The organism is Streptomyces sp. NPDC057638 (genome assembly GCF_042800315.1).
Taxonomy (GTDB): domain Bacteria; phylum Actinomycetota; class Actinomycetes; order Streptomycetales; family Streptomycetaceae; genus Streptomyces.
Genome location: NZ_JBHVHF010000369.1, coordinates 1 through 6,638 on the forward strand (window position 1 = coordinate 1; position 6,638 = coordinate 6,638).

Here is a 6,638-nt window from a genome sequence, read left to right on the forward strand (position 1 = left end):
GTCGGCGAGGGCGCGGCTCAGCGGCGGATTCCCAGCCCCCTGGGAGCGAGGCTCGCCGATCGTGAACAGACAGGGACCCACAGCTTCCGGATACGCCCCGCAGGTCCCCGGGAAAAAGACGACTTCGCCAGGTCGGGACGGATCATGGACTGCCATGGGCCTGCCGCCGCGAGCCCGAGCCGCCGAAACAGGCGAGGGCGGCGCCTCGCGACAACCCCCGCGAAGGACGCCCCCACGGGCCAGGCACACGAAAGCCTCCCCGGCCAGTCCCGAAGAAGGGGCCAGGGAGGCTTCCGATCACAAGAATGAAGGTGATCCGGGCCCTCGGCCGACCTGGTCATCCCAGGTCAACGAGGTTCGCCTGGATCAGTGAGGTCAGTGCCCCTGCTCATCGCGGCGGCGCTGCCATCGCTGCTCGATCCGGTCCATCATCGACCGGCGCTGTCGTGTGGAACGCGCCTGGCCACGCCCGCCCGGGGCGTCACCCAGCGCCCGCTGCTCACCTGGCTTGGGCGCCTTACGCCATCCGGTGACCGCGAGGACCGCACATCCCAGCATGACGAGGAACCCCACCACGCTGATCCAGATCTGCTGCATGACCATTCCGGCCATAAGAAGCGCGATACCCACCAGGAAGCCGAAGACCGCCTGGTAGACCCGTCGCCGGGTGTACGTGCGCAGCCCGCTTCCCTCAAGCGCTGTAGCGAACTTGGGATCTTCGGCGTACAGCGCTCGCTCCATCTGCTCGAGCATTCGCTGCTCGTGCTCCGAGAGCGGCACGGAGTCCTCCTAGTCGTCGGCCGCGGGGGCGACCGTATGCGGCCCTTTCAGGATAGGCAGGGAATCGCCCCCGTGAAACCCGCCCTCTACGCCAAATCGCCAGCTGGGCCGCCACGGCGGCTTGGCTGTTGAGGCGTAGATTCCCCAACCTCCGATCCGTCATGCCGGATGGTGTCCCTCGATCATACGGGGCAAGCGCCACGATCGGGCGGTCTGTGGCGTACTCCATCTGCGGCTGAGCCGCTGATCAGCCGCGCTTCCGGCCCAGGACGTGGAGCTGCGTGGCGACGGAGTGGAAGGCGGGCAGCTCGGCCGCGGCGGCCTCCAGCGCGAGCAGGGCCTCCAGGGCTCCCGGCTCGGTGTCCACCAGGACTCCGGGGACCAGATCGGCGAAGATCCGCACCCCGTGGACACCATCCACCTCCACCCCCGCGGCACCGGCCAGCTCGGCGAGCTGATCAGCGGTGAAACGCCGGGGCACCGGGTCACCCTCGCCCCAGCGGCCCACCGGGTCGGTCAGCGCCTGCCGGGCCTCGGTGAAGTGCCCCGCGAGCGCACGGGCCAGCACCGCGCCACCGAGCCCCGCCGCGAGCAGACTGAGCACGCCCGAGGGCCGCAGCGCCGCCACGGCGTTCCCCACACCCTCAGCCGGATCATCCACATACTCCAGGACGCCATGGCAGAGCACCACATCATGGTCGCCGCGGCCGACGACATCGAAAAGCCCATGGACATCGCCCTGCACACCACGGACACGGTCGGCCACCCCGGCCTCGGCGGCCCGGCGCTCCAGCGCGAACAAGGCGTTGGGGCTGGGGTCGACCACCGTCACCCGATGGCCGAGCTGGGCCAAGGGCACCGCGAAGGAGCCACTGCCGCCACCGGTGTCAAGGACGTCCAGGCAGTCCCTGCCGGCCGCGGTGACCGTGCGATCGAGGGCCTTCTGGAGGACCTCCCACACCACAGACGTACGAAGGGAGGCGCGGGGCGGGCGCGGCGAGGTCTCCCCGCGAGGGGAACGGGGGGACGGGTCCGGCACGGCAGTTGACTCCTCGGACAGTGCGGGACGGCCGGGGTGCCATCAAAGGAGCCTCCGGCCGCGAAACATACGACGCCACACAGACTATCTTTTTGCGGTTGCTGTCTTTTTTGCGGTTCTTCGCCTCCGGGGTGCTTTAGTCGAGATTCTCAGGCTCGACGTGCTCAGCCGCTCGTTCCTCGCGGCTTCCGCGCGACTCACCTGAGAACTCGACGCGCCCCTTTGGCTCAGAACCGACCTCGGGTAGGTCGAGTCCTCGCACGGAGCTACTCACCGGCAGAGGCCCTTGAGCGAATCCGGTGGCGAAACTCCCTCGGGGAGTCCGGGGGTGGGCGTTCTTCGCACGTCGACAACGGTCACGGTCACACCGACAGCGACCACGGCAGCCGGGCTCCGGGGGCAGGTTCGGGGGGTGCAGGGTCGCCCCCGCAGGGAGGGGCGGCGAGCCGGGTCTCGCGGGACGAGTGACGTCTCATCCGCCGCTCCCGAGGAGGTGAGCCCGGAGGCCGCCGAACCCGGCAGCCGTAGGACAGCGGCAGCGACAGGCAGCGCCCCGGCCCGTCACGGCCGCACCGACGGCAACCACGGCAGCCGGGCCGCAGCCGGGCGACGGCGCGCAGGCACCCCAACATCCGGCAGACGGAGGACGGCCTACAGACGGCCCCGCCCGGACGGGCTCCCGCGGCCCCGTGACGCCCCCGCGCCCCCAGGGCGCGACCACCGCCCCCACCGGTGTACCTTTTTGAACTGACTGGTCAGTTCAAAAAGGGGAGGGTGCGTGGAGAGCCCGTATGAGGCGGGGCCCGTCACACGCGTGGAGGGTGCCGCCGTCATCGCGCGGGGCTTCGGGCTGAAGGGGCCGCGTGGCTGGGCGTTCCGTGAGGTGTCGTTCCAGGCCGCGCCCGGGTCGCTCATCACGATCGAGGGGCCGTCCGGCTCCGGCCGCACCTGTCTGCTGCTGGCGCTCACCGGACGGATGCGCCCCTCCGAGGGCCATGCCGAGGTCGGCGGGCTCGCGCTGCCGCGCCGGATGGCCGCCGTACGCAGGATGAGCGCGCTCGGTCCCGTACCGGCGGTGAGTGAGCTGGATCCGGCGCTGACCGTCGACGAGCACCTGCGGGAGCGCGCGCTGCTCCAGCGGCGGTTCGACGGCTCGCTGAGGGAGTTGCTGAGGCCGCGTGGCGAGCGGGCCCGCCAGGCGCGTGAACGGATCGACACGGCGCTGCTGACCGCCGGTCTGGACCTCGGCACGCTCCCTAAGGAGGCGCGTACCTCGGTGCGCGACCTGGAGCGGCTGGAGACGCTGCGGCTCTCCGTGGCGCTCGCGCTCATCGGCCGCCCCCGGCTGCTCGCCGTGGATGACGCGGATCTGAAGCTCTCCGACTCCGAACGGGCCGAGGCGTGGCGGCTGCTGCGCGCGGTCACGGAGGCGGGCACGACCGTGCTGACGGTGTGCAGCCAGGCCCCGGGCGACACCGTGGTGGTGCGCGCGGGAGAGCGGTCGGGGACCGACGGCCGGGAGCCGGACCGAGGCGACGCCGACAGCGGCGACGCGGGCGGCGACCGGAGCCGCGCCGTGACCGCCGTGACCGCCGTCAACATCAACGAGGACCTCGGGGAGGGGACGGCCGATGCGTTCGCCGAGACTGGCCGCGCTTGAGCTCAAGCGGTTCGGCAGGGGGAAGCTGCCGCGCGCCGCCATTGTCGCGATCATTCTGCTGCCGCTGCTGTACGGCGCGCTCTATCTGTGGTCCTTCTGGGATCCGTATGGACAGCTCGACCGCATCCCGGTCGCGCTCGTCAACGAGGACAAGGGCGCGAAGGCCGACGGCGAGAAGGTGGCGGCGGGCGACGAGATCACCAGGAACCTGCGCGAGAGCGAGGTCTTCGCCTGGCACGAGGTGGGCGCGGACGAGGCGCGCGAGGGCGTCGAGGACGGCCGGTACTACCTGTCGCTGACCATGCCGGAGGACTTCAGCGCGCGGATCGCCTCCAGTTCGGGCGACTCCCCCGAGACGGGCGCACTCCAGGTGCGGACCAACGACGCCAACAACTACATCGTCGGGCAGATCTCACGGACCGTCTTCTCGGAGGTGCGTACAGCGGCGTCCACCAAGGCGTCGCGTTCGTTCCTGGACCGGATCTTCATCTCGTTCTCCGACATCCACGCGGCGACCGAGAAGGCCGCGAAGGGCGCGGACGATCTCCAGGGCGGCATCGGGGAGGCGAAGAAGGGGTCCAAGGAGCTCGCGGACGGCCTCTCCAGCGCCAAGGACAACACCGGGAAGCTGGCCTCCGGCCTGACCCGGCTCACCCAGGGCGCCGCGGAACTGGAGCGCGGTACGCGGAAGATCGCGCACGGCACCCAGCGACTGGCCGACAAGAGCGACGCGTTCGCCGGTCGGCTGGGTCCGTACCTCAAGGACGACGGCCGCGCGGTCGCCTCGGCCGCGAAGGCGGTGGACGGCACCGCGACGGCGCTGCGCGAGGGCATCGGCTCCCTGCTGAGCCAGGCCCCGGCGGCGGCCGACGAGACCCAGAAGGCCGCCGACCGGCTGACCGCGCTGCACCAGGAGCGCTGTACCGGTGACGGGGAGCCCGACGAGGCCCTGTGTTCGGCGCTGAAGCGCGGCGCGGACTCGGCGGCCGGTGCCGCGAAGACCGCCGATGATGTCAGCGCGGTGGTCCGGGCCAACGAGGACCGCCTGAAGGCGCTCGACGGCGAGCTGTCGGAGCTCCAGAAGAAGGCGGACGGTCTCGCCCGGCAGGCCCCCCGGTTCGGCGAGGAACTGGCGTCCACCACCGAGCGGATCGACGCGCTCAACGCGGGTGCCCGGAAGGTCGCCCGGGGCGCGAGCGAGCTGCACTCGGGTCTGACCGGTGCCGCCTCCGGCTCCAGCGAGATCGACAGTGGTGTCGGCGAGCTGAAGCGCGGTGCCGGTGACCTCGACGGCGGCCTCTTCAAGCTGGCCGACGGCTCGGCCGAGCTGGCCGGTGGTCTGCACGACGGTGTCGCGAAGATCCCGGACTACGGCAAGGAGGACCGCGACCGCCGTACGGAGGTGATGGCCGACCCGGTGAAGCTGGCCAGCCAGTCGCTGCACGCGGCGCCCAACTACGGCACGGGGTTCGCCCCGTACTTCATCCCGCTCTCCCTCTGGGTGGGCGCGATGGTCGCGTACATGATCATCACTCCGATGAACCGGCGGGCGCTCGCGGCGGGGGCCTCCGCCTGGCGGATCGCGCTGGCGGGGTGGCTTCCGGTGCTGGCGATCGGGCTGGTGCAGGTCGGCGCGCTGGTGGCGGTGCTCCACTGGGCGCTGGGGCTCCAGATGGCGCACACGGCCGGGACGGTGGGCTTCCTGGCGCTGGTCACCGGCTGTTTCGCGGCGATCATCCAGTGGCTGAACGCCCGGTTCGGGGCGGCGGGCCGGATCCTGGTGCTGGCGGTGCTGATGCTCCAGCTGACCTCGGCGGGCGGCACCTACCCGGTCCAGACCAGCCCCGGCTTCTTCAACGCCATCCATCCCTTCCTGCCGATGAGCTATGTCGTGGACGCGCTGCGCCGTCTCATCACGGGCGGCGGACTCACCCCGGTCTGGCAGGGCACCCTGGTCCTGCTCGCCTTCACCGCGGCGGCCCTGGCGCTCACCGCGCTGACGGCCCGCCGCAAGCAGGTGTGGAGCCTGGACCGGCTCCATCCCGAACTCTCCCTGTGAAAGGAGTGAGTGACGGCCGTGAAACGTGGGGAACCTGTGAGAATCGACATCATGGACGCGACGGACAGCAGCAGCACCAGACGCCGGGCGACCCGGGCGAAGCTCTACGAGGCGGCGGTGACCCTCATCGCCGAGCAGGGGTTCTCCGCGACGACCGTGGACGAGATCGCCGAGCGCGCCGGGGTGGCGAAGGGAACCGTCTACTACAACTTCAAGAGCAAGACGGAGTTGTTCGAGGAGTTGCTGCGGTACGGCGTCGGCCTGCTGACGGCCTCCCTCCAGTCCGCCGCCGACGAGACGGCGGCGCGCGGCGGTACCAAGGTCGAGGCCCTGGACGCGATGATCCGGGCCGGTCTGGTCTTCATCGACCGCTATCCCGCCTTCACCCAGCTGTACGTGGCCGAACTGTGGCGCACCAACCGCGCCTGGCAGGCGACGCTCCTGGTGGTGCGCCAGCAGGCGGTGGCCGTGGTGGAGACGGTGCTGCGCGAGGCCGTCGACAACGGTGAGCTGAGCCCGGACATCGACATTCCGCTCTCCGCCGCCGCGCTGGTCGGGATGGTGCTGGTGGCGGCGCTCGACTGGCAGTCGTTCCAGCGCGAGCGGTCGCTCGACGATGTGCACGCGGCCCTGTCGCGGCTGCTGCACGGACGGGTGAGCGGGCGCTGACGCCGGACCCCGGCGGGCCACCAGTGCGGGCACCCGGGCCCGCGCGGCACCCCGCCGACGTACGGCCCCGCCGGAGTGCGGAACTCCGCCGGAGTACGGGACCCCGCTGACGTACGGGAGGCAACGGGCCGGCCGGGCCCGTAGCGGAGGCCACCGACCCGGTCCCGTACGCCGGTCGCGGGTCCGGTCCGTGGGGCGGCGGGGTCCGGTGCCCTACCCGCCGCCCGGTCGGCTACGGGCGTACGCGCGGGGGTGGCGGAACGGAACACGGCGCTGGGCCGGTGGTCTCCCACCGGCCAGCGCCTTGTTCCCCGTGTTCCCCCGTTTCCTCTGGTTTGCCCCCGGTTCCCGCGGTGGGCCTCCGGCGCCCCCGGGGGGCCCCGCGGCGGGCCGTGCCCCGGCGCCCCCGGCGGCGCGGGGGGGGGCGGCCC

5 protein-coding genes are annotated in these 6,638 nt (G+C 71.8%); 3 read left to right on the top strand and 2 right to left on the bottom strand.

Translation table 11 applies throughout. From position 1 onward, the window contains the following. Positions 1–375: 375 nt before the first annotated feature. Both ACFVIM_RS31025 and ACFVIM_RS31030 read right to left on the bottom strand, forming a co-directional pair. Positions 376–780 carry a DUF3040 domain-containing protein gene (locus ACFVIM_RS31025; protein ID WP_384308419.1) on the bottom strand — a complete coding sequence of 135 codons (405 nt, stop codon included), beginning with the start codon at positions 778–780 and terminating at the stop codon, positions 376–378. Between the two features lie 247 nt (positions 781–1,027). Continuing rightward, positions 1,028–1,819 carry a methyltransferase gene (locus ACFVIM_RS31030; protein WP_384308421.1) on the bottom strand — a complete coding sequence of 264 codons (792 nt, stop codon included), beginning with the start codon at positions 1,817–1,819 and terminating at the stop codon, positions 1,028–1,030. Between the two features lie 778 nt (positions 1,820–2,597). Between ACFVIM_RS31030 and ACFVIM_RS31035 the strand changes: the two genes are divergently transcribed. The 3 genes from ACFVIM_RS31035 to ACFVIM_RS31045 are packed head-to-tail and all read left to right on the top strand — an operon-like array spanning position 2,598 to position 6,207. After that, positions 2,598–3,479 carry an ATP-binding cassette domain-containing protein gene (locus tag ACFVIM_RS31035; RefSeq protein WP_384308424.1) on the top strand — a complete coding sequence of 294 codons (882 nt, stop codon included), beginning with the start codon at positions 2,598–2,600 and terminating at the stop codon, positions 3,477–3,479. Further along, a complete protein-coding gene (locus ACFVIM_RS31040; RefSeq protein ID WP_384308427.1) occupies positions 3,451–5,538 on the top strand; it encodes a YhgE/Pip family protein in 2,088 nt (695 codons plus the stop codon). Before ACFVIM_RS31035 ends, ACFVIM_RS31040 begins: the two co-directional genes overlap by 29 nt. Positions 5,539–5,589: 51 nt before the next feature. Then, positions 5,590–6,207: a TetR/AcrR family transcriptional regulator gene (locus ACFVIM_RS31045; RefSeq protein ID WP_384308430.1), complete on the top strand. Its 618-nt coding sequence runs from the start codon at positions 5,590–5,592 to the stop codon at positions 6,205–6,207. Positions 6,208–6,638: the final 431 nt, after the last annotated feature.

What these genes read in the sequence shown, in the direction of transcription:
- ACFVIM_RS31040 (WP_384308427.1), top strand. Translation starts at nt 3,451, where the DNA reads ATGCGTTCGCCGAGACTGGCCGCGCTTGAGCTCAAGCGGTTCGGCAGG.
- ACFVIM_RS31045 (WP_384308430.1), top strand. Translation starts at nt 5,590, where the DNA reads ATGGACGCGACGGACAGCAGCAGCACCAGACGCCGGGCGACCCGGGCG.